The sequence below is a fragment of the Candidatus Bathyarchaeia archaeon genome (assembly GCA_035283685.1).
GTDB lineage: Archaea > Thermoproteota > Bathyarchaeia > Bathyarchaeales > Bathyarchaeaceae > DATETJ01.
Genome location: DATETJ010000009.1, coordinates 420,268 through 445,875 on the forward strand (window position 1 = coordinate 420,268; position 25,608 = coordinate 445,875).

Below are 25,608 nucleotides of genomic sequence, written 5' to 3' on the forward strand. Positions count from 1 at the left end.
AGCGGCTTCCTCAACCCAGACACATCCTGCTCCGAAAGGGCAATTATGCAAAACACAAACATAAAACCCTTAACATACACCAAAAAAGAAGAAGCAAACAAACACGTGGGTGCAGACTACTCTTGGGCAGAAACAAGCTCGGTATTATTACTGTTTCTAAGCGTGAGTTAATAACATCTGAAACAGAAACCGGTCCTCACACGCCGTCCTTGACGAAGCCAGGTCCAACCAGTGACGAAGCCCTGACACAGACCAGCGGGCAAGCAGAACCCAAATCACCATACAAAAACCCAAACACACCCCAAGAAACAACGCGCAGACTCGTTGATGTCACTTAGAACACTCTGACGACGACATCCATACAGCTTCAGCCGCACAACACACTCAACATGGTAGAAGAAGGCTAAAGGGAAATGGCGCCTTCTTCTTCTGAAATCTCTTTCCCCGCACAACAGCCATGCTGGATGATGATGTCACTAGGAACAGCTTGACGATGACGCCCACACAGCTCTTCCCGCGATTTCAGGGACATCGAGATTACTTTATCCTATTCAGAGGCAATGTCCAGCCGGAGCCTTCAGTTAGCGACAACGCCACTAGCGACACGAACAGAACCCGTCTTCCCAACCCTCAACTGCCGCTCCCCTCTAAACGTAGAAATCCGGGCATTCTCAATCTGAACCACATCGCCCACAGACACAGAGTTAATCTGGTCATTCCACAGGCACAGCTTAATCTTCCCAGTTTCATCCGAAATCAACGCATTAGCAACACTAGCATGATTACCAAACCGCGTAATCACAAACGTCGGCTTCGTAATCTCCAAAACCTCACCCTTCAAATTCACCTTCTTCATGCCCACCCGCAGGTTTTTAATCAGGAGCAACTCAGACCTACCATCCTTCCTGAAATGATGCCTACAAAGCGCATCCAAGTTCTCAACATCCTTAATCGGGTTACCCTGCCTCAACAAAAACTCGTCAAAAACCGGAAACTGCGCCACCACCTTAGAACCCGTCGTAATCAACAAAACCACTCTATCCTTCTGCCTCAGACGACACTCAATAGACAGACTACCACACGACGACCTCCGATTCTCCCCAGCCGAAACCAACGCATTAAAAAACACGTCAGCATCAACATCATACTTAGCCGACAGAAACGCCAAGTACTCAGCAGGCGACGCCTTATTCCGCAACACTATCCCACCCTTCCCGCCAGAGCCATTTCCATCGCCGCAAGCCTCACTTCACAAACTTCAACGGATGCCTCTTAAACCTCTTCTTACACGTCACACTGCAAAAATAATAAGTCTCACCATCATACGTCTTCTTGAACTTAGCAGACTTGTCATCCAGAACTGCACCACAAACCGGATCCCTTGGCATTATCCTAGCCTTGACCTCATGTTAAAGTGCACATACTCCTTATTGTGATTAGTGGTAAAAAAGAGGGTTTATGAAACAAAGACAACCACGTAAACCTAATATCTTCTCGGGGGTCTTCGCTTAGCATAACATTCTCGGCAGTACACAGGTCTGCTACCGTCAGGCTTGAACGGAACTTCGCATTCCTGCCCACAGTCAGCACAGACTGCCTTATGCGTTTCGCTTCTATACATTCTACCATTTCAACTCCCTAAACTGTTTAGCGCAAAAATCTCTTTTTTGCACACCCTCATTACAAGACTAGCTCTCTTAAATCTATCCATTGACAAAAACGGTTCCCCCCAAAGTCACGTTATCTCCTCTATGGTAGTCTTGGTCAAAGCCTTTATGTTATTGAACTCGGTCATCTCTCCATAACCCACAAGCGTAATAGCCGTGCCTTCGCCTCCCATCCTAGCGGTTCGACCGATCCGGTGGAAATACACCAAGGCATCCAACGGAACATCATAGTTCACTATGTGAGTAACTCCATGAATGTCCAAGCCTCTGGCAGCAACATCAGTTGCAACGAGCAACCTCAATTCGCCCCTTCTAAACGACTTGATAACCACATCTCTCTGAGACTGAGTGAAACCAGCATGAAGCGCCATAGCATCATACCCCCGATCCCTCAACTCATCAGCCAGAATGCTCGTGTCCGTACGCCTATTACAAAACACAATAGCACGACCAATATGATTCTCATCCAAAATGCTACGCAAGGTCTCAAACTTGTTACGCGAATTCACAACCAAATAATACTGGCTCATCTGCGTAAGAGCAATCTCATCCTTACTCACAAGAATCATCTCAGGATTCTTCAGATACCTGCTACACACATTCATCACCGACTGATCTATCGTCGCCGAGAACAAACTAGTCTGCCTATCAGACGGCACCCTTCTCAGAATGATCTCAATATCATCTATGAAACCCATATCGAGCATCCTATCCGCCTCATCCAGAACAACAACCTTCACCGAAGCCAAATCCAGAATGCGTCTATCAAGCAGATCAATCACGCGGCCAGGCGTGCCCACAACAATATGGACACCATTTCTCAACGCGCGCACTTGCCTCTCAACAGGTTCTCCCCCATAGACAGGCAACACTCTCAACTTCGTATATTTTCCAAACCGACCAATATGATCCGCAACTTGAACAGCGAGTTCACGAGTCGGCACCAAAACCAAACCTTGAATCTTTCTCACTTCGGGGTTTAGGCGCTCAATCATAGGAACTCCAAAAGCCGCAGTTTTCCCCGTCCCAGTTTGCGCCTGCCCAATAACGTCCTTGCCTTCAAGCAGCGGAGTAATCGCCTGAGCCTGAATCGGAAAAAGACTATCAAACCCAAGTTCCTCAATGCCCTTCATAGTCTCCGCACTCAAGGGCAAGTCCGCAAAGTACTGTACTTGCATATTCATATTCTACATTTCTCCTGTCACAAAAACTCTTCATGCATTCCCAAAAGCTTTCAAAAGCCTCGTTAACTACATGATCAATGTGACAACACCATTCAACGTCGATCTCCCATAAAAAGGTTTAGCACGCAAACACACACAAAAACCCAATCCACAATGCTCACCACTTATAAGCCGATAACACTAAAACAAGCCTACAATGACCTCGCCAAAAAAACACAAAACCACAGCCAAAGTCTGGCTTGAATTCAAAGGCGAACCCCTGCTAGGAAAGGGCGGCGCCGACATACTTAACGCAATACGAAGCGAACAATCAATATCCAGAGCTGCTCGAAAAGCAGACATGTCATACCGATACGTCTGGAACTACCTAGCTAAACTGCAAAAAGCACTCGATGAACCCATAGTTGAAACACACAAGGGCGGCACAAAAGGCGGAGGCGGAGCCAAACTGACCAACCTAGGCGAAGCCCTGCTCAAAGAATACAAACGAGTCGAAGCCTACGTGGGCGAGGTCCTCGAAGACAAAGAATACTGGGTGGCAGCCGGATTGAAAATAAGCGCACGAAACCGACTCAAAGGCACAGTCAAATCCGTGGAAAAAGGCGACATAATCGCCAAAGTTAAACTCGAAGTGAAAACACCCGCAGTCATCACTGCACTCATATCACGCGAAGCAGTCGACGACCTGAAGATAAAAGCAGGGGACAACGTCGAAGCCGTGATAAAAGCCACAGAAATCATGATCGCCAAAGAATAGCCAAGCTGGACTTCTCCAGATTTCCCCCGTTTTTTTTCCATTATCGAACCTTCGCCAGCTTGAAAATTCTACCATTATAGTCGCAGATGTACAATTCGTTCTGTTCATCAACGCCGAAAGACGTGATACTCAGACTTGAGTCCAACAGCTCTGTGTTAACTGCCGAATTCACGCCGTCATAACGAAGCGCCCAAATCCGCCCAGACCCAAAGTCCCCATATATATAAGAGCCAACCAGCTCAGGATGCTCCGAGCCGCGGTACACAAAGCCCCCGATTACAGCATTCCCTAGGCTGTTGTCATAGATCCAGACAGGCAGCGTCAGTCCCGTTTGATCGCAGTTTAGGCTTGGCTCGAAACAGAGGTTACCCTCCATGATGTCCCAACCATAGTTCTTGCCTTTATCAACAATGTCAATCTCCTCAACCCTGTTTTGCCCGGCATCTGCTGCCCAAAGCCGCCCTGTAACGGAATCAAAGCTAAACCGCCATGGATTGCGAAACCCATAAGCGTAGATCTCTTCACGAAAACCCAACGTGTTCCCCACAAAAGGATTGTCACTTGGAATCCCATAATTGAGACTCGGGAACGCTCTGTCAACATCAATTCGAAGAATCTTACCCAACAAAGACGCGCGACTTTGCCCATTGCCATGTGGGTCTCCCGCTGAGCCGCCATCGCCCATCGCAATGTACAAGTAACCATCCGGTCCAAACGCCAACTGCCCACCATTATGATTACTATACGGCTGCAAAACCTCTAAGAGAACATCCTCACTCGCTTCATCACCACGATTCGGATCGCCAGAAACAACCGAATATCGCGCAATAACAGTTCGCCTCGGATTGCCCGCTGTGTAATCCACATAGAAAAAACCATTATCTGAAAAGTCACCGTGAAAGGCCAGCCCGAGCAAACCTTCTTCAAATCCAGCAGAGTTGACTCGATCACGAATGTCCAAGAAAACATTCGCAGCCGTCGTATCCAGCTGGTTCTGGAATATGTAGATCACGCCGCTCTTTTCTACAACGAAAAGCCGATCTGTGCCATCACCCGAGATATACAAACCGACTGGGCGGTCAAAAACAAGATTCGAAAAAGCAACATCGACTTCATACCTAGTTTCATTTTGCGACGGGGCGGGCTGATTTGCCAACCACGCAACCGCAAGCATACTGCTGGCTATGACCACAACAAGGACAGCGGCCAAAATCAACCATCTATACCGAATTTCCCTCACACCGCCATCAATGTGCAAGCACGCATTTCATACTAGTTGTTAGTGTTTCTAAAGCCACTTGAAACACTACCATCCATGAAACACGCAAAGGTAACACAAAAAAAGAATATGGGGCAACATCTAGCCGAAAGATAAAGCCTGTTCAGGATGCGCGAAAACAGTCTTTGAAGCAATCAACGTGACAGTCTCTTTTATGCCAGGAATCTTCCGAACCACATTTAGTATGAAATCGTCCAGTTCCTCCATAGTCTTGGCCTCGACTTCAATGCACACGTCGTAAACTCCATAAGTAAGACTTGCTTTCTTCAGATGCTTAACGTTCTTCATCAGACTTAGAATCTCTTGTTCCGTTCCTGCTTGAACTTTTCCTAAGATATACGCGTAGATCATTCATGTCTCCCCCCTTCAACCCTCGACCACATACCTGTAACTAGTGTACTTCCCAGCTGTGGGGCTGTCCCGAATAATGCGCACAACATCACCCGGCTTAGCTCCAATTGCCTTCGCACCAGGATCCGAAGCCTTAAGCCTTGGCAACTGATACGGTTGAACACGATACTCATTCAACAGTTTCTCACGATCCTCAGCCGCAACAATCTCATGCTTAGGCACAAGTACATGGCTAAAGATGTTGAACGATGGGAAAATCCTTGGAATAAGCTCCACTGGCGCCCTCTTGGAACTTCCTTTAGCTTGCTGCTTTGCTGCCTGAGTCAAGCGTCCACCTGTGACAAGAACGCCTTTGTCCACTCCCTGCTCAATCATGACTTTTCTGACCTGACCCATAGCTTGGACGCCAACAGTGCCCTGCGAAGACCAGCAGTAGATTAGCATTTTCTTGCCCTCACCCGTTTTCACAAGGAAACTTGTGCCCTCCTTGTGCTTTTTCTTGCTGATCTGCTTGTAGCCGCGCAACTCTATCAGAATCTGCGCTTTACGTTCTTCAATGGTTTCTCCAGCGCTCAAACAACAACCCCAACAATATCTGAAAGCGTTGTAGTCAACAGCGCTCAAACAACCCTTAAACTTTACGCTTCACACAGCCCACACAATATTTTCAGCTAGCACTCCATGAAACCATTATCCCGCCCTTCGCGTAACTTAAATACGCGCTAATGTCTCTATCTGCAATGAACCAGCGACAGCCTAGAGGCAAAAGCCATGGTTGTTGAAGAACAACACGAAGAGGAGAAACCTGCAGAGGAAAAATACGAACGACTGGAAGACCTACCAGGTGTTGGACCAGCTACAGCCCAAAAACTGCGCGAACTCGGCTTCAACACCGTTGAATCCATGGCAACCGCAGCCATCAAAGAACTCGAACCTGCAGGCATAAGCGAAAAAAAAGCCCTAGACATCATACGCGCCGCTAGGTCAACTTTAGCGCTCACTTTTATGCGTGCCGATGAACTGATGAAAATACGCCAAAGCGTCATGCGCCTCACCACAGGCAGCAAAGCAATAGACGAGATAATAGCAGGCGGCTTAGAAACACAAACCATAACCGAATTTTACGGCGAATACGGAACCGGCAAAAGCCAACTCTGCCACCAAATGTGCGTCAACGTCCAGCTGCCCAACGAACGCGGCGGACTGAACGGAGGCGCATTATACATCGACACCGAAAATACGTTCCGAACCGAACGCATTATCCAAATGGCACAACATATGGGATTAAACCCAGAAGACGTGATCAAACGAATCATATTCGCAGAGGCCTACACCTCAGATCATCAAATGTTTCTTTTGGAAAACGCTGACAAAATCGTCAAAGAAAACAACATCCGCCTCATAGTCATCGACTCCTTAACTGCCCACTTCCGCAGCGAGTACCTAGGTAGAGAAATGTTAGCTGAGAGGCAGCAGAAACTCAACAAACACATGCATAGACTAATCCGCCTAGCCCGAGCCTTCAACGCAGTCGCCGCCGTGACCAACCAAGTCATGGCTAAACCCGATGTCTTCTTCGGCGACGCAGTTCACCCAGTAGGCGGACATATCGTAGCCCACACTAGTCACACACGCGTGTACCTGCGCAAATCATCTCGCGGGCCACTCCGCATCGCTCGGCTCGTATCGAGTCCCTACCTCCCCGAGGGCGAAAGAGTTTTCAAGATAACTGAGAATGGTGTAGAAGACACATCTGAAGAGGATCAGCAGGGAAGACGATAATTGACCAAGCCTGTTCCAAAAGTCTATGCTACAAGATTCTTCCAACTGGTGACATCTCGGCAATTTGCCGAAGCTGAACGCATTCTCGAACGCGTCAAACAAAAAATGCATGTGAGCGACCGCAACCGAGGCTATTTCCAAGCATTGTACGGCATGCTCCTAACAATGAAGAACAGCGACCGATACGCGTTTCTATCCACCGCAGACCTAACCGACAAAAAGCAACTGAAGAACTGCCGAAAAGAGTTTCTGAGCCACATGGAAAGTCGTCTCCACGATGACTACGACCGCGGATATTTCGAAGCTTGGGCAGACTACATGCGAATACTGCCAAAAATCGAGGTTCCACCAGTCAGCAACAAAAACACCCAGAAAGTAGCTGAAGAAGAAAGGATTCAGGAAGAAAAACCAGAAGTGCTCGTGACTCAGGAAAAAGTTGAGGCGAAAAGCAAAACAGAGCCTGCTGAGGATAAGAACGAGGCAGAAACTGTAGAGCATCGCCAAAGTCTAATTGTAGACTATGCAAAACAAACGTAAGTCCTTAACGCGCGTTAAACGTTGAAAGCTGTCCATCATAGGCGCTACAGTGCGATTTACTCCTCTGACCCAGCATCGATCCTAGGCAGAGTTGAGAGTAAACGTGAAGAGTTAGCAGGGGCGTTTTGAACTAGTGAAGGAGGGCATAATCATTCTCTGTTGGGCACGAACGTGAAGGCCCTGCTGGAAGGCTTTTCATAGAAGCATCAAAGCATATTAGTGGAATCCTTCTGTTCAATTTCTAGAGAGTCAACCGATGCCCACCAATCTGCCTGTTGTTGCTAAGAAGAAATGGAATGAGGCTTCACTAGCCAGAACGCCACAGGAAAAAGTGGAGAAGCTAGAGGAGTTTCTCAGCCTAATTCCAAAGCACAAGGGAACAGAGAAGCTTCGAGCACAAGTGAAGCGCCAGATTTCAACTTTGCACAAAGAACTTGAGGAAAAAAGACGTCGAAGAGCTGGGCGAGGTGGGCCGCGATTTTTCTTTGAAAAAGAAGGCGCAGCACAGATCATTATTCTAGGCCCTACCAAGGTAGGCCGAAGCAGTCTACTAACTTCTGTGACTAACGCCAAGACCGATGTATCTGACTACCCCTTCACCACTCGTGAACCTGTGCCAGGCATGCTGCAATTTGAAGACCTCCAGTTTCAGCTGGTGGAAGCTCCAGCGCTGATTAAAGGTGCAGCAGGCAGCAGCTCAGGCGGACTTCAAACACTTGGGCTGGCCAGAAACGCCGATGGAATCATACTTATGGTCGACTTGTCTGAAGACACGACCCAACAGTTGACGACAATTCTGGAAGAACTCGAGAAAGCTCGCATTTTGACTCAGAAACCACGTGCTAGGGTCGAGATTGAGCGAAAACACGTCGGTGCCGGACTACGCATCATCATGTTCGGAAAGTTGCTAGACTGCAACCTCCGCGATGTTGAAAACCTGCTCAAAGGGTATCGAATCGTTGACGCGACCGTCAAGATTTATGGCAAAGCAACACTTGATGATGTTGAAGATGCCATTTTCGAGAGCACCATTTACAGACCTGCAATCGTGGTTGCCAATAAAGCGGACTTGCCCGAGGCAGAAGGCGCGTTGCAGCAGTTGAAGCAGTTCGTGGGCAATACGTTGCCGATAGTGCCGGTTTCATGTCGCACAGGAACGGGATTGGAAAAACTAGGAGCAGAAGTCTTCAAGGCACTGGACATAATCAGAGTTTATACTAAAGAGCCAAACGATCGTGAACCTTCGAGTAACCCGTTCATTTTGAAGAGTGGCTCAACTGTAGCTAGTTTAGCCAGGCAGATTCACAGCGACTTTATCGAGAGATTCGCGTACGCTCGAGTTTGGGCAAAAAGGCTCACATTCAGTCCGCAGAAGGTTGGCCCATCGTTCCCACTGAAAGACAAAGACAGCGTGGAGCTACGCACAAGATAGAAGATGCCGTTAGCTAACGTGACGAACGCGCAATTCTTTCGATTTCGTTGCGTTTCGAGACAGCGTAGCTTTTGACGTCTTTGTTAGCGGCTAAGATTAGCTCTTCAGATACGCATTCTTCCAACGTTCGCGGATTATTCAACGATGCCTTTCTTGCGCCTTCCGTGAGCAAACGCAATGCCAAGTCCACACGACGTTGAGGCGCCACATCCACAGCCATGTGATAGACGATGCCGCCATAACTCAGACGCGTTGTGTCTTCGCAAGGTGCGCTGTTTTCTACTGCTTTAGTCAGCACTTCAATTGGGCTTTGTCCGGCACGCAGATTGATTATTTCAAATGCGTTTCTCACGACGTTTACAGCCCTTTCCTTCTTCCCCGCTGCTCTTCCAGGACGCATGAGGTTGTTGACCAAGCGTTCAACAATGTTGACCTCTGCCTTGCGGAACTTGCCGTGCTCGTGTCTGCCCATGCTGTGAGGCGAAAATATGGGTCGCAATGAAATGTAACGTTTTAAGCCCAAGTCGTGAACTTCAATACCGCTGAAAGACCATTTTCCGAAGAGCTTGATTTCTTCCACAACTTGTTTGCTCATACATGCTGTCCTCGCTTTAACGCATGGGTTTCTCTTTCTTGCCCAACACCAACTGCTTGAGTGAAACACCGTTTACGGTTACAACTTTCCATCGTACGCCTGGAATGTCGCCCATAGCTCCTCCACGTGAGCCACCTATTCCTTCAACAATCACCTCATCATGCTCATCGACCACGTTTAGGGCGCCGTCTCCAGGCAGAAAAGCTGTGATAACTCTGCCGTTCTTGATCAGTTGAGTGCGCACACACTTTCGGATGGCGCTGTTGGGTTGCTTGCTCTCTACACCTACTTTCTCCAAAACTATGCCTCGACCCATTGGCGAGCCAGCTAAAGGGTCAGCTTTGATGTCAAGTCTCATCATGCGGCGCTTATAGTACATGTCGCTCCAGCGAAACTGCTTCCTACGCTCAATCAGTTTCCGCGCCGCGAACTCGCCAGCCGTCTTAGAACCCATGCTGTTGTTTCAACCTCGTGTCTATCCATAAAACACAACAACCAGTATTTAAGCGATAACCGATTGTCTGGAGCCAACACTGATTGTCTTTGCAGTCGGCAACAACTCTGCAGCATCAGCATAGAGACTCGTCATGAAAGTTATCCTTGTTTCCACTGGAGGTTTTGCCACAAGTGTTCGAGTCTTGCCGCCTCTGTGTTTAGCAACCGCGTTCCTAACAGCTTCGCTCAGATTTTTCTCAACTGTTATCATACTAGGGCTTCCAGCCGAAAGCCTACTCAGAGACTGTTTCAAAGCGACTGCTTCAGTCCATGGTGCTTGGCGCTTGACATCGTCCTTTATGAGTTGAGCTTCACCTGCAGCCATTATGACGGGCACGCCCATCTCTCCGGCCACGTAAGCGTTCAACAAGGGCTCGCTTGCCGTAACCCCGTTTATCTCCACCTTATTGATAGTCGCACCACTGTAGGTATGATCAAAAGTCGACTTAGCAGTGCCAAACTTGGCATGATACTCCAAGAAAACGGCCGCGTCACAACCTTCAACGTCCGCAACCATACTCAAAGGTCGCGGAAAACCTCTCACAATCTCAGCATACTCTGGCAAATCATCTATGAGTAAGTTGACCATGGTTCCATGGCTGTCAGCGATCAGACTCTGTCAAAACCATTCTTCTTCAGTTCATCCGCCACAGTCAACGTAACCTTTGTAGCAATCTTCCTAGCCTCATCATGCAGCGCTCCCTGCAAAGCCAACTGCCCAGGAATCACGAGGTAAGGCATGCCTTCCAAATCAACTGAAATGAAAGCTTTCATGTCGTCACCATTGTTCTGAGGTAGTAAGCTTAACGTTTGAAATGATCGATCTCTTCCTGTATTGCTTTTTTGACGTCGTCCTCGGAGGCGGGACCGAACAGTCTGATCTTCCCGTTTATCAGGGGCTCCGCGGTTCCATATTTCCGTACTGTCTCGGGCGTTGTATCAATCTCAATTATTTTCACCTTACTTCCGAAGGATTCTGCCACTTTCTTGATTCGATGGTACATGTGAACTCCGACGGGGCAGAAGAAACTGTTGGATAGTGTGACCTCAACTTTTTCGGTTGATGGTTTGTAGTTGAGTTCGATTAGTTTGAATTCGACGGCTTCTTTGGTAAGCGGAAAATACATGAGTTTGAAAGGCGCGTGTTCTTTGACAATTTTGAATCCCTGCTTAAGGAACAACTCATAATGCATGAATTCCTTGATATCAGTCGCGTCCACCAAGATGCCTCTGAATCCTTTTTTCTTGAGGTCGTTTTTCATGTAGTCAAACATCATCTTGCCGAAACCCTTGTGTGCGTGGCTGCGTAGCATTTCTGTGCAGTAAATACACGCCACTTTCGACTCGATCTCGTATGGAATCAGAGCGTTCTCCGAGACTCCATAATAGATGTGTCCGACGACCTTGTCTCCGTCGAGAAGATGGTAGCCCTCCACCGTCTTGCCCAGATTGGCCTTAAACCACCGTCTTGAATCAGGCACGAAATCAGTCCATGAAACGCCTGGCGGTGTCTCGCTCATGCAACAATAGGTTGATGCCAAATCCTCAGCTGTGACTTCTTTCACCTGCATATAGCCAACCTCACACCTACATCACGCCGTAACAACTTTTAATCCTTGTCTTCAGCCTGAACCAAGTAGGTGTTTCTCACGCTCAAGAATGCAAGGACAACGTTTTTGATTTGGCGCTTCACTTCTGTGTAGTCAAGAAAGGACAGAAACATGAAAACCCCGGGCGTGGCAAGGCAGACACTTCTCGGCATGTGGTCGTTCCAGTTCTTAACCATGATGCGTCGAGGAGTCTTCTACTCCTTCATGTACATCTACCTATTCTCACTCCTCGGAAACGTAACAAGCACAGCTGCTTTAGGCACCTTAACAATGCTAATGTCTGCCATAGGTCAAAACGCACTATGGGGCAGAATCTCCGACCGTCAAAGAATGAGAGCCCAACTTGTAGTTATAGGGGAAGCAACAGCCGGACTGACTTACATTGCAGTCTTCTTCCTCCACAAATACTACATAGACGCGCGATTAGACCTCGCAGCAGGATTTTCACTTGTCATCGGCTTAGCCATCCTCGAATTCTTCTGGTCAATGTCAGACGTAGGTTGGGCCTCGCTGGTTACCGACATCACAACTCCAGCGACACGAGGCAGCTTCGTCGGAGGAATAAACTTCATAATGTCCATTGGACGAATGACGGGCATAATACTGGCAGGCTCCCTCTACGCAGATGGACTAGGCTTCAGACAAGGCACTATCTTCTACATCGTAAGCGTCATGCTGTTCATAGGCGCCTTCATAATGTGGCTAGTGGCAAAAAACATCAAACCAGCACCTGAAACTCGTTCAACAGACTCTACACAGGAGAGCGACTCAGCCAAAGATGCCCGATCCAGAAACAAGCCCCAAAACGAAAAGGCTTTCCGCTGGTTCCTAGTTGCACTTACCATTGTGGTTCTTGGAGTAGCATCCACAGGTCAAGTTTTCCCTTTATTCCTCAAACTCAACCAAGGATTGCACGCAACAGACCTAGAAGTAAGCTTCATTCTCTCAGCATGGACTCTTGGCGGAATGCTTGCTAGCATCATCGCAGGCAGAATGGCAGATGTGACGGGAAGAACATCTGTAATATTGACCGGTTTGCTGATCGCTGCCGCAACTCCGCTGTTTTATGGGCTGGTGCCAAATGTGGTCGTAATAGGAATTGTCTATGGAATTAATGGCATAGCTTTTATGACATTGCAGACAGCAGGCTTCGCCTTAGCGGGAGATATAATCCCAGAGCATAGACGAGGCAGACTACTTAGCAGGTATAACACAGTCATGGCGCTGAGCTGGGGACCAGCAGGCTTGCTCATAGGTGGACCGCTAGCCGACATTCAGACGGGAATCCTCAATGTCCCAGTGCATGCAGCTTACGTCAACGCTTTCCTCGCCTCCTCCCTTCTCGTATTGGCAGGAACATTCGTGTTTTTCGTCAAAGTAAGAAGACAAACATAATGACCGAACAAACCTTTTAGCGCGCTGTGCTTTATAGGCACGGGATAGCTCAAATTAGCTGCCGAAAGGTAAGGCGTGGTCGCATGAATATAGTCACAGTCAACGAGGAAAACGTGTCTGAAAAAGGATTCTTCTGTTATATGAGCAAGAAGAAGACTCCCGGATATCAAAGAAAACTGAGATGGCTCAAAGAAAGATTCGACGAGGGCATGCAAATTAAAATGCTTGACCTCGCACAGGGCGGCAGAGGATTCGTCGAGTACATACCAGGGGGATTCGCTTGGAGAGCTGTAAGCGCCAAAGGATACATGTTTATCCACTGCATTTGGATTGCTGGAAAATCCAGAGGCAAAGGATACGGCTCTCTTTTCCTCAACGAATGCATAAAAGACGCGAGAAAATCAGGCATGAAAGGAGTGGCAATGATTACAAGCGAGAAAAACTGGCTTGTTGAAAAAAAGTTTCTCATGAAACACGGTTTCGAGTCCGTTGCTCAGTACCCTCCTTTTGAACTAATGGTAAAGAAATTTACTGAGGCACCGCCACCATCATTCACGGGTGATTTTGAACAAAAGCTGAAAAACTGTGGAAGCGGTCTCACAATTATCCGTTCAGATCAATGCCCCTACATAGACGCCGCAGTGAATGCAGCACTCGAAGCAGCAAAAGAACTTGGAATCAAAACACAAACCATAGAGCTAAAGAATTCTGAAGACGTCAGAAAAATATCACCGTCTCCATACGGCGTCTTCCAAATCGTGTACAATAGAAAACTCCTGACCTATCATTCACTAGCCAAAAAAGACTTGACAGAAAGGCTCCGAACATCAACACCACCACAATAAAAGCCAGATCATGTGAACAATGCAGACCGCGTCAATGTCCCAGTTAAAGCTCTTCGGACAGCTTGTTCTACAAGCTTAGAGAGCACATGAGAGAACTACACGGCGAACATAGAAGTAGTAGTCAACGTACACGCGGCACAGACTACTACTTCTAAACCTGAAGCACCTTGGTATTATTACCATTTCTAAGCGAAAGTTAATAACATCTGAAACAGAAACCACCCTCACAACATCACCTTCAACATCCAAGAAGTTGTTGTGGCAAACCCTTCAACGTCAACAACAACTTCAAAACGCTTGATCACTCAACGCCACACAGTCTGCGCTTGCATGTTCAACTACAACTGTCCAAACCACTGCCCTCAACCACAGCGTCTGAGCGTTGATGTCGCCGGGAACAGTCGTATGACGATGTCCACACAGCTTCAGCCACACCCACACGTGATGATGAAACAATAGCGCAAGTCAACTTCATCACGCACACAGTCGCAACCACTGGAGAAAAAGACCTTAATGGTCAGTCGCCTTCTTCTCCTGAAGTGCGCCTCCCAAGCGCTGAGGAACCTGAGCACCTGCCAGTCACAGTTCAGATAACCCAAGCCAGCATATAGTCGTTACAAATCGAGACTCCGTTGCGCTTAAGTACAAGCGCAGCAACATGTTAAAAAGCGAATTGGAGGTGCACTGCACTCAACCGAATCATCGTTACAACTGCGCTTATCTACGCAAACGGTGAAATCCACTTAGGACACGTTACCTCCACATATCTTCCAGCCGACATATTTGTAAGATACTGCCGACTCAAAGGCTACGACGCCATACACGTTGGCGCAACCGACGATTACGGAACACCAATCCTCATCGAAGCTGAGAAAGCGGGAAAAAGCCCAGAAGAGTTCGTGGAACACTGGAACAAAACTGACCAAAAAGACTTCAGCGACCTCGGAATATCCTTTGATATCTTCCACAAAACCAGTTCAAAAGAAAACACTGAGCTGACTCAACACTTTTTCAAAACGTTATACGATAAAGGATACATCTTCAAACGAACCATACTGCAACCCTACTGCCCAAAAGACAAAAAATTCCTACCCGACCGCTACGTCAAAGGCACATGCCCATTCTGCGGCGCTACCGAACAGTACTCAGACAGCTGTGAGAAATGCGGCAGAACCTTCCAGCCAAGCGAAATCCAAGCCCCTCACTGCTCCTTATGCGGCACCACGCCAGTCAACCGAGAAAGCCAACACTACTTCTTCAAGCTCTCACAATTCTCAGACGCCCTCAAAAAATGGCTTGAAGACAACCAGAATCTCCAACACGAGGTCAAGAACTACGTGCTCAACTGGATCAAAGAAGGCTTACTTGACTGGGACATAACCCGCGACATACAATGGGGCGTGCCCATACCACTTAACGAAGCCAAGGGTCAAGTGCTCTACGGCTGGTTCGACAACCATTTAGGGTACATAGCCACCGCGCAGAAATACTTCGAGGCAAAAGGAATCGACGGCAAAAAAGCCTGGAACACATCGAAAATTTACCACTATATCGGAAAAGACATAGTCTATCATCACTACTTGTTCCTGCCAGCCATGCGAATAGGCAACGGAGAATACAAGCTTCCAGACTACATTCCAACCAGAGGACACTTGCTTCTGGAGCAACAGAAGTTTTCCAAGAGCCGAGGATGGTACATCAGCCTCAGAGACCTACTGAACAAGTTTCCAGCAGATTACCTGCGCTATTATCTTGCCTCAATCACGGCGTACACTCAAGCCGATGTCAACTTCGACTGGGCAGACTTCCAAAAAAGGATAAACAACGAGTTAATCGCCAACATAGGCAACTTCATCCATCGAACTCTGACCTTCACATGGTCCAAATATAAAGGAAAAGTACCCCAACCCAAAGCATACGACGAAGCAGACAATGAATTAATAGAAAGAATCAAACAGGTAGCCGAAGACGTAAGCAGGGAATTCGAAGACAACGAACTAACGAAAGGGCTGCGAAAAATCGTGGAATTCTCAGCCCTCTGCAACCGATACTTCCAGAAGAAGCAACCTTGGGCAGACAAAGAAAAAGCAGAGACAACCTTGTACGTTTGCGTCAACGCAGTGCGCACACTGGCCATACTGCTAGAGCCTTACACGCCCTTCTCAGCTGACAGACTTTGGCAGCAGCTAAATCTCAACGGGTCAGTTCACAAGCAAAACTGGGATTCCGCATCGCGACTCGAAATCGAAGGCGGACACCAAATCAACCAGCCCAGCGTTCTCTTAGAAAAGATCCTTGACAAGCAAATTGAACAAGAGAGACAGAAACTCGGCAGAGCAACAGCCACAGCTAAATGAATCATAAGACAAATAAGCCAACGCTTCTTCTTGCACAAGTAAACCGCATAGGAAGCTACTTAGCATGCTAGAAAAAATCGTCTCATTTGAAGAGTTCACAAAAATGGACCTGCGCATAGGCAAGATAACTAAAGCTGAGCCAGTTGCGGGTTCACGCAACCTCATCAAAATGCTCATAGACGTGGGCAACGACGATATTCGACAAGCAGTTGCTGGGCTGGCCCAATACTATAACGCTAAGGAACTTGAGGGAAAACACGTCGCCGTCATAGCAAACTTACAGCCCAAGAAAATGTTCGGAATCGAATCCAACGTAATGATTCTTGCAGCAGAAGACGAGAACACTGTTTCCATGCTCATGCCAGACCGACCAGTCACAACTGGCAGCAGAATAAAGTGAAAAACTACGTGCCTCTGTTGAAAATCGATTTACATTTACACACTCATTATTCACGAGACAGTAAGACCACGCTTGGTGAAGTTATTCATTATGCCAAGAAGCGAGGACTCGACGGAGTTGCTGTAACAGACCATGATACTGTGCAAGGGGCACGCAGATTGGCACAGCAAAAAGACCTGTTAATTATCCCAGGCATGGAAGTCAGCAGCCTGCACGGACACATCTTAGGCCTGAACATAACTGAACCAGTGCAACCCAAAAAAAGTATCACAGAAACCGTGGAAAAAATCAGGCAGTTAGGCGGAATTGCTGTAATAGCTCATCCCGCGGTAGCTATCAAGAGTGGACTTGGCAGCCGAATAACCTCGGCCTCAAGCATTGATGCAGTTGAGGTTATAAACGCGTCCGCTTTTCCGTTTTTTCTCTCAACATATCTAGGACGTCGACTTGCTCGTCGTCTAGCGCTTCCTCAGACTGCTGGCAGTGATTCACACTTCCCAGAAGAAATCGGCAGCGCATACACATTCGTTGATGCGGACTCGAATCAAGACGATATAATGGAGGCTTTAAGAAACGGAAAAACCATACCTGTTGGGAAACCGATATCTTGGATGAAAAGAGTAGCGAGAGGATCAGAAGGCATACAGGAAAGGCTGAGAAGACTTTAATCCTCAAAGCCCTCGATCTGATCTATGCCCAAATCCACAGTCAGAGATTTTTCGGACTCAAAATACGATGACTCTATATCGTAAAGCTCTGGTATCATGTTCCTCAAACCATAGCGACTGTAAGGTGAGTTCACACCGGTCATGACAAGAGTGACTTGAAGACCTTCGCTATCCGGGCACATCCTAGCCCCCCACACTACCCTCGCGCTGTGACCCATCCTGTCTGCCACAAGCTCCTTGACTCTGTCAACCTCTTGAAAAGTCATGTTGACATCGCCTGAAACCTGTATTAAAGCTCCTGTAGCACTAGCATGGTCAGCACTTAGAAGTAAAGTGTCCAAGGCACTTTGAACAGCTTCTTCAACTCGGTTGGGAGCATCAGATTCCCCTATTCCAACAGTTGCCATTCCGCCTTCTTTCACGATGGTTTTGAAATCACTTATGTCCAAGTTAATCATACTGGGCTCTGAAAGAGTTTCAACTATCCCTTTGATCATGTCAGCTAAAACGTGATCTGCTGCTCTGCAAGCCTCGCTAAATGGAAGCCCTCGAGCAGCCTTCACGATCTTATCGCTGTCGACCAGTACCGCTGTATCGCAAGCCACTCGCATCTCGCTTACAGCATCAGTCACAAAACCACGGCGATATTCACTCATCCTGAATGGCGTAGCGACGACACCGACAACGACAGCACCTTTTCGCCGAGCAGTCTCAGCCACAACTGGAGCCGCACCCGTGCCAGTGCCACCGCCCAAGCCAACAACCACAAATACTACGTCGATGTTTTCAACCAAGCTTTCTATAAGCGCTGTTGATTCTTTTGCGGCTGCCCTTCCAGTCTCGGGATTACCGCCTGCACTTAAGCCGCGTGTCACCGTTTCCCCAATCAACACTTTTCTGGCAGAGCCCACAAGATTAAGGTCTTTCAGATCTGTATTGACTGCAATGCACTCAGCGCCTGTTAGGCCATCATCTGTAAGTAGACTGGCTATTCTATTCCCAGCACCCCCGACTCCCAGAACCGCAACACGACATCTAGGCTTGCCTAGATCACTTTGAACCTGAATCTTCTTGCGCCGAGCGGCAGGCTTAGATGCTGCCGTTCGCTTGCGCTGCTTAGCCACTGGCGTTTTTCCCCCTCCAAGCCTCAGCGTTCAACAAGTCCCTTATTGCCACGCGAATCGCTTCAGCTCGGTTCGGATAGTAACGATCGTCCACCAAACCCTGCAAAGCTTTCAAGTAAGGTTCAGGAAGGTACAGCGTAATCAGCTTCACTCAAACACCTCCACAACTCTCCACAAGGCAAAAGCAACAGAGCGCGGGATAGCCCATATATAGACTTATGTTATGTTACAAATATGTCTCAAATATGATACAAACACGCCTGCTCAGTCTTTCCATCCCTCTGGAAAATCCGCATTTTGTTTTTGTGTATATTTGCTGCTTTCGAGAACCTTTATGTTTTCGCTGCGTGATTAAACGTCTAGGTTGCGGTTGAAAACTGTTTACGATGTCTCGGCGGATTGGATCTATGAGCAGTAGGCGGAGGCAATGCCGAGTTTTCTTGGAGAGTTTCGGGTGTTCGTCTAACGTTGCTGACGGCGAATTCATGTCCGGATGCTTGCTTGAAGCGGGTTTTGACCTTGTGAACTCAGCGGAAGAGGCTGACGTTCTGATTTATAATACGTGCGCTGTGAAGACGCCCACGGAAAACCGTGCCATAGAGCTCTTGAAAAAAGCTCCGACCCTGAAAACGCACAAGAAAAAGCTCCTAGTCACTGGTTGTTTGCCACTGATCAATTTCAAGCGCTTGAAGGACGAAGTCAACTTTGATGCAGTTTTGGGACCAAGTTGCGGTTCAGGTGTGGTTGAGACACTGCAGAAAATCATCGATAACAAACCTGTTTCACCGAAGAAGCCGAGTCAAAACGCAAAGCCAAGTCTGTGCTTCCCCAGACATGCCGTTAACCCGGTGATCAGCATCGTCCCTGTGGCGCAAGGTTGCTTAGGTTCTTGCTCATACTGTTGTGTTGTTTTTGCACGTGGTCACCTCCACAGCTTCAGCATTGACGATGTTGTCAAACGAATCAAGTCAGATTTGCTTTGTGGCGCCCGAGAGGTTTGGTTAACAGGACAAGATATGGGCTCTTATGGAAAAGACATTGGCGTCAATCTTGCGGAGCTTTTGGGAAAAGGATGCGCATTGGAAGGAAACTACATGGTAAGAGTCGGAATGATGACGCCTAACCTAGCTTTAGAGATCCTTCCCGATCTGGTTGAAGCCTTTCGAAATGAACATGTGTTCAAGTTCGTGCACTTGCCTGTTCAGAGCGGCGATAACCGCGTGTTAGAACTCATGAATCGCGAGTACTCAATTGAAGATTTCATGCAGATTGTCGAAACCTTCAGAAACACCATTCAGAACATCACTGTGGCAACAGACATAATCTGCGGGTTCCCAGGCGAAAGCTCAGGGGCTTTTGATCGAACTTTAGGCTTGATTAAAGAGATCAAACCGGATGTTGTGAACATATCCAAGTTCTTTCCAAGACCGGGAACCGCAGCTGAAAAAATGAAGCCCAAGGTCTCGCTAGAGGAAGTCAGTGAAAGAAGCAAGAGGGCTACCAGCTTAGTCAGAAAAATCTCTTTCGAAAAAAACAGGAAGTGGCTGCATTGGAAAGGACGCATTCTTGTCGACGAACGAGGAAAGCGTGCTAACACACTCATTGGGAGAAACTTTGCCTACAAACCAATAGTCATTAGAAATCACAGTCCATCTTTGCTCGGAACTTTTGTCGATGTCAAGGTGACTGCCGCTTTTCAAACCTATTTGGCAGCCGAGATTGTTGATTAGCACAGCAGGAGAGTTCAAGCATCTTCTCAATCAGACTTTGCCCTTGAGATTCCAGTCTTCATTAGTGTATTTTTCCTTTCGCAGTTTTGAGACAAGTTGCTGCTCTTGTTTCGTCAGGTCTCCGTTCATGAGTTCGGCTTCCAAGGCTTTCTGAAACCCTTGAATCAGTGCTTCCGAAGCCCTTTCAACATTTACACCGCGCTTGAGTTCCTGTCCAATTGAAGTAAGTTTGTCTTTAGCTACGCAAACAACGTCGTCAACAGCTTTGGCCCAAGGAACTCGCAGGAAAGTGAACATTCTTTCTAGATCAACGTGCATGAGAAATGTGCCATGTTGTAGAAGAACGCCGCCTTTATGGTATTGGGCGCTGCCTGAGATTTTCCGGCCATTTACCGCTATGTTTGGGCAGTTTCGTGGGTCGCCTGGACTGAAGTTGGCTTTGACGCCCAGAATCTTTGCTGCCTCAATTAATCCGTCACAGATCTTATTGTAAGCGGCGACTACGTCTGTGCTGCCGAAATCTTTCTCTTTCACAACAATACTGTAGGTGATCTCGTCCATACTGTCGTGATAGACTGTTCCTCCGCCGCTAATCCTTCTCACTATGTCAACGCCGTGTTCTCGGCAGTTTTCAACCTGAACCTCGTGGGATACATCCTGAAACCGCCCGATTGAAACCGCGGAAGGTTTCCAGCGATAGAGACGCAACGTATTTGGAACGGCGTCTTCAATTCTTGCCGAGGTTATGGCTTCGTCTATGGCCATGTTTTTAGAAGCATCATATACGTCGAGTTTGAGGAGTCTCCAGATTTTCAATTTGTGCTCACTGGTTTGGCTTGGATTTCTTGTACACGGTCAAGTGTGCCGTAGGTTTTCTCTTCTAGATAGAATATCGGATTAAGATATGTGTAACGTTCACGGCTTGAGCCTTTCAATGCCTTCTCATCGATACAGGCAAACACTATTTCTCCAAAAAACCAGATTTCATCCCCATACCGCCTATCTGACTCATAAACGCATTCCAGATGTCCCTTGCATTCCTCAATTCGAGGCACAGCAACAGTTATAGAAGGCCCGAGAGTGAAACCCAGTTTCTTTATTCTAGAAGCGTCACCATGCGCCGATTCGCCGGTCCTCCAAACGCTTTCAGCTAGATCCTCGCCTGGAATGTTTATCACAAACTCCTTTGTTTCGAGTATGTTTCGCGCCGTCTGATGTTGAAGGTTGCAGCCGAAGCCAATTATTGCTGGCTTCACCGCCACCATGGATATCCAGCTTTTCGGCGCCACGTTTGGAGCCTTTCTTCTGTTAATGGTGCTCACTAGTGCAATGTGTCTGGGTAACGGAGATGTGTGCCACTTCGCCTTGTCAACACCTAAACACACTTTTTCTGCCATGCGTAACTGCCACCATTTACCCTTAAGAAGTGTTAACAGTTATAGCTAAATCCTTTTTTCGATGCGCGCGTTAGGTAGTCAAAACGTGCATTGACATAATCAGCAAGGAGGCATCGCGTGAACGTTAGAGTTGTGATTCTTAGAGGAGTGCTTGACATGATTTTCGAAGGTGCTAGGCGCCTTCATCCGAGAGAGACTCTTATCCTCTTGAGGGGCAGGGCAAACAAGAATGTGATAAGCATTTCTGAGGTGGTGATTCCGCCTCTAGCAACGCATGGAGAGGACTTCTCAAGCTTTGCTTTACATATGTTACCCATGGACTTTTCAATCGTTGGAGTTGCTCACTCTCATCCAAGCGGAAGCCTGAAGCCGTCAGTTGAAGACCAGAATCTATCTATGGGCAGAGTAATGCTGATTGTTGGTTTCCCATACAATGGGATGGAGAACGTTGCGGTCCACAACAGAAACGGTGAGAAGCTGAAGTTAGAGGTCACTTGAACCTCATGATTTTGGGGCTGGAGCCGCCACAGCAACTGGTATCTCGGCTTTTTTTCGTGCCAACATTTTCTCTATGATAGGCTTAAGTTTAGCGTTCTCGGCCATTATCCTGTCTTTTCCAAGCGCATTCATTTGATCGGCTAGTTCCTTAATCAAGGCTGCGAATTTGACCCCCTCAGCCGCTGAAACATAATCAATTCGAAGGCGTTCAGGACTCATCCCCAGTTTTTCCAGCATGCCTTTTAGCGCTGTCATGCGTTTTGTCATCCAAACGTTGCCTGAAATGTAGTGGCAGTCGTATGGTAAGTGACATGCAGCAACCAGCACCATGCCAGCGCCTAGTCTCAGCGCCTCAAGGACAAAGTCTCTGTCAACTCGTCCTGAACACATGACTCGTATGGGTCGAAGATTCGGCGGGTACTCAAAGCGGCTTGTCCCAGCCAAGTCAGCGCCAGCGTAACTGCACCAGTTGCATAGAAAGCCGAGAATCGTCTCTTGAGGATTCGTTTCCAACGCTGCGTGGATTTGGCTCATTATTTGGGCGTCAGTGAAGTGCATCTGAGCGATGGCGTCGGTTGGGCATTCAGCAACACAGGTGCCGCAACCGTGACACATTGCAGGTGTGACTAAAGCGGGCTGCTTTTCGGGCGCTTTGGCAGCACCATAGGGGCAGACTTTTTCGCATATTCCGCATTTCACTCTGGTGTTTTGACATGTTTTTTGGTCTACTACAGCAATGATGGGTTCAATCTTGACTTTGGGCTTCGACAATATTGTTGCGGCTCTGCTTGCCGCTGCGCTGCCTTGAGCCACGCTGTAAGGGATGTCTTTTGGTCCTTGGCAGGCACCTGCCACGAAAATGCCGTCGGTTGGAGTGTCAATGGGCTTGAGTTTCGGATGGCTTTCCATGAAGAAGCCGTCGCTTCCACGCGAGATGCCGAAGACTCTGGCTACGTCAGCTGAGTCATCTTTCGCTATAGCTGCGGTGCACAGGACAACCATTTCGCTTTCGATCTCGATGGGCTCGCCAAGGCTCATGTCTTCAGCTCTTATGTAGAGGTTCTTTGTTTTCTGGTCTTCGAGAACTTGCGATGCTTTTCCCCGAATGAAGTCTATGCCTAGGTCGCGGGCTCGACGGTAGAACTCTTCATAGCCTTTGAAGTTGGTGCGCATGTCGATGTACATGAGGTGAACTTCAACGTCGTCCTTGTATTTCTCCTTCAGCAAAATGGCGTCTTTCAAGGCGTACATGCAGCAGAAGCCTGAGCAGTATTCGTATTTGTTGACGTCTCGCGAGCCGACACATTGAATGAAGGTGACGCTGTGTGGCTTCTTGCCGTCAGAGGCGCGAAGCACTTTGCCGCCGGTTGGTCCAGCAGCAAGGATTAGCCGTTCGAACTCTAAGGCGGTTATTACGTTGTCGTATTTGCCGTAACCGTACAATGGGTCATCTGTAGGCATGTAGATATCAAAGCCCGTCGCCAGAATGATCGCGCCGACGTCCAGCTCGATCTCTTCAGGTCGCTGCTCAAAGTTTATGGCTTCGCGCGCACCGCAGGCGTCAACACACTTGTAACATTCGATACAATAGTCCATGTTGATCGTGTAAATCAGCGGGATAGCTTGTTCAAAAGGAACAGATATTGCCCTACGCACGCCCATGTTCATGTCCCATTCGTTCGGATACTCGATGGGGCATGCGTCTCGGCATTCGCCGCAGCCCGTGCAGTTCTTAGCTATTACATACCGTGGGTTTTTGCGCACTTTTACTTTGAAATTGCCAACATAACCGTCAACTCGCACGACATCAGCGTTGGATATTATTGTGATATTAGGATGGCGGTTGACGTCGACCATCTTCGGTCCTTCGATGCAGATGCTGCAGTCTAGAGTTGGGAACGTCTTGTCCAGCTGAGCCATGTGGCCGCCGATGCTTTCACTTTTTTCAACCAAGTATACCTTGAATCCCATGTCTGCCAAGTCGAGAGCTGCGTTTATGCCTGCGATGCCGCCGCCCACCACCAGTGCTTGGTTTGTGACTGGAACCTCAATAACTTCTAACGGTTTCAGCAACACGGCTTTGGCTACAGCCATTCTAACTATGTCTTTGGCCTTTTCTGTGGCTTCTTTAGGCATGCTCCCGTGTGCCCAAGATGAGAACTCGCGGATGTTTGCCATTTCGTAATAGTACGGGTTCAGGCCTTCGCTGCTGATGCACTTGCGGAAAGTCGGCTCGTGCATACGCGGTGAGCAAGCCGCCACGACCACGCGGTTGAGTTTGTTCTCCCTGATCTCCTTACGTATCTGCTCTTGCCCTGGGTCGGCACAGGAGTAGCGGTTGTCTCCAGCGAACGCGACGTAGGGCAGAGTCTTGGCATATTCCACCAGTGCTTTAATGTCAATAACGCCTGCGATGTTGAGACCGCAGTGGCATACGAAGACTCCGACTCTCGCCGTTTCTTCAGGCATTTTCGACACCCTTTAACAGTGATTTTCTTTCAATTGACTGCTGCACTTTCGCAGCTCGCTTAGTTTGGCTTTCTTTTGAATATTCTCGTGTAGAGGTTAGTTTTTCAATGGCTTTGTTCCATGCGCCAGATTTAATTGGCGTGTGATAGACTGAACGTCGCTCCATGACTAATGCGCCATCAGCTGGGCAGACGATTTTGCAGGCGCCGCAGAACACGCAAAATGCCGCGTTTGGGTAGACTTTGCCGTCGCTGTTTAGGAATAAGGCGCTTGGAATTGGACATACGTCTAAGCAGTCTTGGCAGTTGGGGGGGCATTTTTCAACATTTATGTCGAGCACGCCGTGGAAAATCTTGCGTACGTGGATTGCGCCTTCTGGGCATTTGACTTCGCATAGCCGGCAGCACGGACTTTGTTCTTTTAGGATGTTGACTTGGACTTTCAAGTCGTTTCTATCTGAATATGTTTTCAGTTTCTCATGTGGAAGCTGTTTCCCTTCGGGCGTGAGTAAGGCGACTTTGATGAGGTTGAGTGGACACGCTTTTTCGCATTCTACGCAGTCTAGACTGCATTTGGATGCGTCTACTTCGATTTCGTGAATAAGTCGTGGGAAGGATTCTTTTTCAACAACTGAGACGAGATGTTGCCCGTTTACGTTGACGCGTATTGCGTCAAAGGGGCAGATGGGTTCGCACATGCCGCAGTATGTGCATTTCTGTGGGTTGACATCTATGATGGGGCGTTGCGTTTTCTGTCCTTGCTGTTTTGGTTGCTTTTTGACGTCGATGGCCTCTCTGGGGCAGATAGTTTTGCAGATTTCGCAGCCGACGCATAAGGTTCTGGTTAATGTAAGCTCGTAGTGCTTGGCATGCAGGAGACGTTGTATCGTGAGCTCATTTTCGTTGTCGATTTTTAGCTCTTTTATTGGCATGACGCCCCGACTCCTTTGTTCCAGCTGTTTCAAAGTTGGTGAGTTGAGAAGGTATTTACATTTGTAAACCATAATAAAAAGCTTACATTCTGTCCTCTGTGTTTT

At 47.9% G+C, this 25,608-nt stretch carries 28 protein-coding genes and 2 pseudogenes; 12 read left to right on the forward strand and 18 right to left on the reverse strand.

What is annotated here, in order from left to right:
• Positions 1-122 precede the first annotated feature (122 nt).
• The gene (locus VJ249_08835; GenBank protein ID HKZ94667.1) at positions 123-338 is read left to right on the forward strand and encodes a hypothetical protein; all 216 of its coding nucleotides are present in this window, start codon (positions 123-125) and stop codon (positions 336-338) included.
• A 239-nt stretch (positions 339-577) separates the two neighbouring features.
• Here VJ249_08835 and VJ249_08840 read toward each other — a convergent pair whose 3' ends face one another.
• From VJ249_08840 to VJ249_08855, 4 genes are all read right to left on the reverse strand, one after another.
• Positions 578-1,198 (reverse strand): OB-fold nucleic acid binding domain-containing protein, encoded by a 621-nt coding sequence (locus VJ249_08840; GenBank protein HKZ94668.1) that lies wholly within the window; start codon positions 1,196-1,198, stop codon positions 578-580.
• A 46-nt stretch (positions 1,199-1,244) separates the two neighbouring features.
• Positions 1,245-1,388, reverse strand: coding sequence for a YHS domain-containing protein (locus VJ249_08845; protein HKZ94669.1), 144 nt, complete (start codon positions 1,386-1,388; stop codon positions 1,245-1,247).
• Positions 1,389-1,483: 95 nt separating this feature from the next.
• Positions 1,484-1,621 carry a CxxC-x17-CxxC domain-containing protein gene (locus VJ249_08850; protein HKZ94670.1) on the reverse strand — a complete coding sequence of 46 codons (138 nt, stop codon included), beginning with the start codon at positions 1,619-1,621 and terminating at the stop codon, positions 1,484-1,486.
• A 114-nt stretch (positions 1,622-1,735) separates the two neighbouring features.
• Positions 1,736-2,851, reverse strand: a complete 1,116-nt coding sequence (locus VJ249_08855) for a DEAD/DEAH box helicase (GenBank protein ID HKZ94671.1) — start codon at positions 2,849-2,851, stop codon at positions 1,736-1,738.
• Positions 2,852-3,047: 196 nt separating this feature from the next.
• Here VJ249_08855 and VJ249_08860 point away from each other — a divergent pair, with 196 nt between their 5' ends.
• Positions 3,048-3,608, forward strand: a complete 561-nt coding sequence (locus tag VJ249_08860; GenBank protein ID HKZ94672.1) for a TOBE domain-containing protein — start codon at positions 3,048-3,050, stop codon at positions 3,606-3,608.
• Between the two features lie 40 nt (positions 3,609-3,648).
• Here the strand turns inward: VJ249_08860 and VJ249_08865 are convergent, their stop codons facing one another.
• The 4 genes and pseudogenes from VJ249_08865 to VJ249_08880 all read right to left on the reverse strand — a co-directional run bounded on the left by VJ249_08865 (position 3,649) and on the right by VJ249_08880 (position 5,862).
• Positions 3,649-4,818: a PQQ-dependent sugar dehydrogenase gene (locus VJ249_08865; GenBank protein HKZ94673.1), complete on the reverse strand. Its 1,170-nt coding sequence runs from the start codon at positions 4,816-4,818 to the stop codon at positions 3,649-3,651.
• Positions 4,819-4,968: 150 nt separating this feature from the next.
• Positions 4,969-5,238 (reverse strand): Lrp/AsnC ligand binding domain-containing protein, encoded by a 270-nt coding sequence (locus VJ249_08870; protein HKZ94674.1) that lies wholly within the window; start codon positions 5,236-5,238, stop codon positions 4,969-4,971.
• A gap of 15 nt (positions 5,239-5,253) precedes the next feature.
• Complete coding sequence (locus VJ249_08875) at positions 5,254-5,496, reverse strand: DNA-directed RNA polymerase subunit H (protein HKZ94675.1); 243 nt, start codon at positions 5,494-5,496, stop codon at positions 5,254-5,256.
• Between the two features lie 18 nt (positions 5,497-5,514).
• Positions 5,515-5,862: pseudogene (locus tag VJ249_08880) on the reverse strand (restriction endonuclease).
• A 147-nt stretch (positions 5,863-6,009) separates the two neighbouring features.
• Between VJ249_08880 and radA the strand changes: the two are divergent.
• The 3 genes from radA (at position 6,010) to VJ249_08895 (ending at position 8,989) form a co-directional block, all read left to right on the forward strand.
• A complete protein-coding gene (gene radA / locus VJ249_08885) occupies positions 6,010-7,020 on the forward strand; it encodes a DNA repair and recombination protein RadA (GenBank protein HKZ94676.1) in 1,011 nt (336 codons plus the stop codon).
• Positions 7,021-7,557, forward strand: a complete 537-nt coding sequence (locus tag VJ249_08890) for a hypothetical protein (GenBank protein HKZ94677.1) — start codon at positions 7,021-7,023, stop codon at positions 7,555-7,557.
• 256 nt (positions 7,558-7,813) lie between these two features.
• Positions 7,814-8,989, forward strand: coding sequence for a GTPase (locus VJ249_08895; protein ID HKZ94678.1), 1,176 nt, complete (start codon positions 7,814-7,816; stop codon positions 8,987-8,989).
• 13 nt (positions 8,990-9,002) lie between these two features.
• Here VJ249_08895 and VJ249_08900 read toward each other — a convergent pair whose 3' ends face one another.
• The 4 genes and pseudogenes from VJ249_08900 to VJ249_08915 all read right to left on the reverse strand — a co-directional run bounded on the left by VJ249_08900 (position 9,003) and on the right by VJ249_08915 (position 11,650).
• Positions 9,003-9,584: a 30S ribosomal protein S7 gene (locus VJ249_08900; GenBank protein ID HKZ94679.1), complete on the reverse strand. Its 582-nt coding sequence runs from the start codon at positions 9,582-9,584 to the stop codon at positions 9,003-9,005.
• A 16-nt stretch (positions 9,585-9,600) separates the two neighbouring features.
• Positions 9,601-10,038 carry a 30S ribosomal protein S12 gene (locus VJ249_08905; GenBank protein ID HKZ94680.1) on the reverse strand — a complete coding sequence of 146 codons (438 nt, stop codon included), beginning with the start codon at positions 10,036-10,038 and terminating at the stop codon, positions 9,601-9,603.
• Between the two features lie 48 nt (positions 10,039-10,086).
• A pseudogene (locus VJ249_08910) lies at positions 10,087-10,853 on the reverse strand (M55 family metallopeptidase).
• A 29-nt stretch (positions 10,854-10,882) separates the two neighbouring features.
• Positions 10,883-11,650, reverse strand: a complete 768-nt coding sequence (locus VJ249_08915) for a hypothetical protein (protein HKZ94681.1) — start codon at positions 11,648-11,650, stop codon at positions 10,883-10,885.
• A gap of 150 nt (positions 11,651-11,800) precedes the next feature.
• Between VJ249_08915 and VJ249_08920 the strand changes: the two genes are divergently transcribed.
• The 5 genes from VJ249_08920 (at position 11,801) to VJ249_08940 (ending at position 17,354) form a co-directional block, all read left to right on the forward strand.
• Entirely contained in the window at positions 11,801-13,084 is a 1,284-nt protein-coding gene (locus tag VJ249_08920; GenBank protein ID HKZ94682.1) for an MFS transporter, read from the forward strand.
• Between the two features lie 83 nt (positions 13,085-13,167).
• Positions 13,168-13,929, forward strand: coding sequence for a GNAT family N-acetyltransferase (locus VJ249_08925; protein ID HKZ94683.1), 762 nt, complete (start codon positions 13,168-13,170; stop codon positions 13,927-13,929).
• A gap of 701 nt (positions 13,930-14,630) precedes the next feature.
• The gene (gene metG, locus VJ249_08930; GenBank protein HKZ94684.1) at positions 14,631-16,286 is read left to right on the forward strand and encodes a methionine--tRNA ligase; all 1,656 of its coding nucleotides are present in this window, start codon (positions 14,631-14,633) and stop codon (positions 16,284-16,286) included.
• Positions 16,287-16,350: 64 nt separating this feature from the next.
• Positions 16,351-16,686 carry a methionine--tRNA ligase subunit beta gene (gene metG / locus VJ249_08935; protein HKZ94685.1) on the forward strand — a complete coding sequence of 112 codons (336 nt, stop codon included), beginning with the start codon at positions 16,351-16,353 and terminating at the stop codon, positions 16,684-16,686.
• Between the two features lie 8 nt (positions 16,687-16,694).
• Positions 16,695-17,354: a CehA/McbA family metallohydrolase gene (locus VJ249_08940; GenBank protein ID HKZ94686.1), complete on the forward strand. Its 660-nt coding sequence runs from the start codon at positions 16,695-16,697 to the stop codon at positions 17,352-17,354.
• Here VJ249_08940 and VJ249_08945 read toward each other — a convergent pair.
• Positions 17,351-18,478 (reverse strand): cell division protein FtsZ, encoded by a 1,128-nt coding sequence (locus VJ249_08945; GenBank protein ID HKZ94687.1) that lies wholly within the window; start codon positions 18,476-18,478, stop codon positions 17,351-17,353. The two genes, VJ249_08940 and VJ249_08945, sit on opposite strands and share 4 nt — an antisense overlap.
• Positions 18,471-18,629: a ribbon-helix-helix domain-containing protein gene (locus VJ249_08950; GenBank protein HKZ94688.1), complete on the reverse strand. Its 159-nt coding sequence runs from the start codon at positions 18,627-18,629 to the stop codon at positions 18,471-18,473. The genes VJ249_08945 and VJ249_08950 overlap by 8 nt, the downstream gene beginning before the upstream one ends.
• A 256-nt stretch (positions 18,630-18,885) precedes the next feature.
• Between VJ249_08950 and VJ249_08955 the strand changes: the two genes are divergently transcribed.
• Positions 18,886-20,208 (forward strand): tRNA (N(6)-L-threonylcarbamoyladenosine(37)-C(2))-methylthiotransferase, encoded by a 1,323-nt coding sequence (locus tag VJ249_08955; GenBank protein HKZ94689.1) that lies wholly within the window; start codon positions 18,886-18,888, stop codon positions 20,206-20,208.
• 30 nt (positions 20,209-20,238) lie between these two features.
• Here the strand turns inward: VJ249_08955 and VJ249_08960 are convergent, their stop codons facing one another.
• Together VJ249_08960 and VJ249_08965 are read right to left on the reverse strand one after the other, a co-directional pair.
• Positions 20,239-21,024, reverse strand: coding sequence for a biotin/lipoate A/B protein ligase family protein (locus tag VJ249_08960; protein HKZ94690.1), 786 nt, complete (start codon positions 21,022-21,024; stop codon positions 20,239-20,241).
• Positions 21,021-21,605 carry a flavin reductase family protein gene (locus VJ249_08965; GenBank protein ID HKZ94691.1) on the reverse strand — a complete coding sequence of 195 codons (585 nt, stop codon included), beginning with the start codon at positions 21,603-21,605 and terminating at the stop codon, positions 21,021-21,023. Before VJ249_08965 ends, VJ249_08960 begins: the two co-directional genes overlap by 4 nt.
• 117 nt (positions 21,606-21,722) lie before the next feature.
• Here VJ249_08965 and VJ249_08970 point away from each other — a divergent pair, with 117 nt between their 5' ends.
• On the forward strand, positions 21,723-22,103 hold the full coding sequence (locus VJ249_08970; GenBank protein ID HKZ94692.1) for a Mov34/MPN/PAD-1 family protein: 381 nt from the start codon (positions 21,723-21,725) through the stop codon (positions 22,101-22,103).
• 3 nt (positions 22,104-22,106) lie between these two features.
• On the opposite strand, the gene VJ249_08975 is transcribed toward VJ249_08970, so the two are convergent.
• Together VJ249_08975 and VJ249_08980 are read right to left on the reverse strand one after the other, a co-directional pair.
• Positions 22,107-24,572 (reverse strand): hydrogenase iron-sulfur subunit, encoded by a 2,466-nt coding sequence (locus VJ249_08975; protein ID HKZ94693.1) that lies wholly within the window; start codon positions 24,570-24,572, stop codon positions 22,107-22,109.
• Positions 24,565-25,503, reverse strand: coding sequence for a 4Fe-4S dicluster domain-containing protein (locus VJ249_08980; protein HKZ94694.1), 939 nt, complete (start codon positions 25,501-25,503; stop codon positions 24,565-24,567). Before VJ249_08980 ends, VJ249_08975 begins: the two co-directional genes overlap by 8 nt.
• Positions 25,504-25,608 lie beyond the last annotated feature (105 nt).